At 50.4% G+C, this 1,614-nt stretch carries 1 rRNA gene; it reads left to right on the plus strand.

Annotated features, from left to right (window positions below):
* Positions 1-231: 231 nt before the first annotated feature.
* Positions 232-1,614, plus strand: a 23S ribosomal RNA gene (locus LC073_RS21285); the annotation flags it as partial.

Consider the following 1,614-nt stretch of genomic DNA (forward strand, 5'->3'; position numbering starts at 1 on the left):
GCAGTTTCTCGATGTTTGAGAACAAGAGTTCAGCTTCCTGATTTTTACATCAGATGCTCTTTAACAAGGTGAAATAATTTGTAGTAATACACTGCAAGGCGAGGTTGGGTGTTTAACACCACTCAACATCAAAAATATTGTGTGTCTCTCAAGCACACAATCCGGCGTTCAGGCCAATGATTTATCGTTGAGTCTGAATGTTAAAGTCGTTAGTAGTCGTTTGTGTTGTATGGTCAAGCGACTAAGCGTATACGGTGGATGCCTTGGCAGCTGGAGGCGATGAAGGACGTAGGAGCCTGCGAAAAGTCTAGGGGAGCTGGCACACAAGCTTTGATCCTGGAATGTCCGAATGGGGAAACCCACTCCTTTTAGGAGTATCCCTAACTGAATACATAGGTTAGGGAGGCGAACCCGGGGAACTGAAACATCTAAGTACCCGGAGGAAAAGAAATCAACCGAGATTCCCTGAGTAGCGGCGAGCGAAAGGGGATTAGCCCTTAAGCTCTTTATGTTTTAGTGGAAGGTTCTGGAAAGTACCGCGATACAGGGTGATAGCCCCGTACACGAAAAGGCATTTAGAGTGAAATCGAGTAGGTCGGGACACGTGTTATCTTGACTGAATATGGGGGGACCATCCTCCAAGGCTAAATACTCCCAGCTGACCGATAGTGAACCAGTACCGTGAGGGAAAGGCGAAAAGAACCCCGGAGAGGGGAGTGAAATAGAACCTGAAACCGTATACGTACAAGCAGTAGGAGCCCTTCGGGGTGACTGCGTACCTTTTGTATAATGGGTCAGCGACTTATTGTCTGTAGCAAGGTTAACCGCTTAGGGGAGCCGTAGAGAAATCGAGTCTTAATAGGGCGTTTAGTTGCAGGCAATAGACCCGAAACCCGGCGATCTATCCATGGGCAGGTTGAAGGTTGAGTAACATCAACTGGAGGACCGAACCCACTAATGTTGAAAAATTAGGGGATGACCTGTGGATCGGAGTGAAAGGCTAATCAAGCCGGGAGATAGCTGGTTCTCCTCGAAAGCTATTTAGGTAGCGCCTCGCGTCTCACCCTCGGGGGTAGAGCACTGTTTGGGCTAGGGGGTCATCCCGACTTACCAACCCCATGCAAACTCCGAATACCGAGGAGTGCAATCGCGGGAGACACACGGCGGGTGCTAACGTCCGTCGTGGAAAGGGAAACAACCCAGACCGCCAGCTAAGGTCCCAAATACCAGTTAAGTGGGAAACGATGTGGGAAGGCCCAGACAGCTAGGAGGTTGGCTTAGAAGCAGCCATCCTTTAAAGAAAGCGTAATAGCTCACTAGTCGAGTCGGCCTGCGCGGAAGATATACCGGGGCTAAAACTGGTAACCGAAGCTGCGGATGCTCTTAGGAGCATGGTAGAGGAGCGTTGTGTAAGCCGTTGAAGGTGGATCGGGAGGTCTGCTGGAGGTATCACAAGTGCGAATGCTGACATGAGTAACGACAAGGGGGGTGAAAAACCCCCCCGCCGGAAGACCAAGGGTTCCTGTCCAACGCTAATCGGGACAGGGTTAGTCGACCCCTAAGGCGAGGGCGAAAGCCGTAGTCGATGGGAAACAGGTTAATATTCCTGTACTA

Source organism: Microbulbifer variabilis, from assembly GCF_020524905.1.
Lineage (GTDB): Bacteria > Pseudomonadota > Gammaproteobacteria > Pseudomonadales > Cellvibrionaceae > Microbulbifer > Microbulbifer variabilis_A.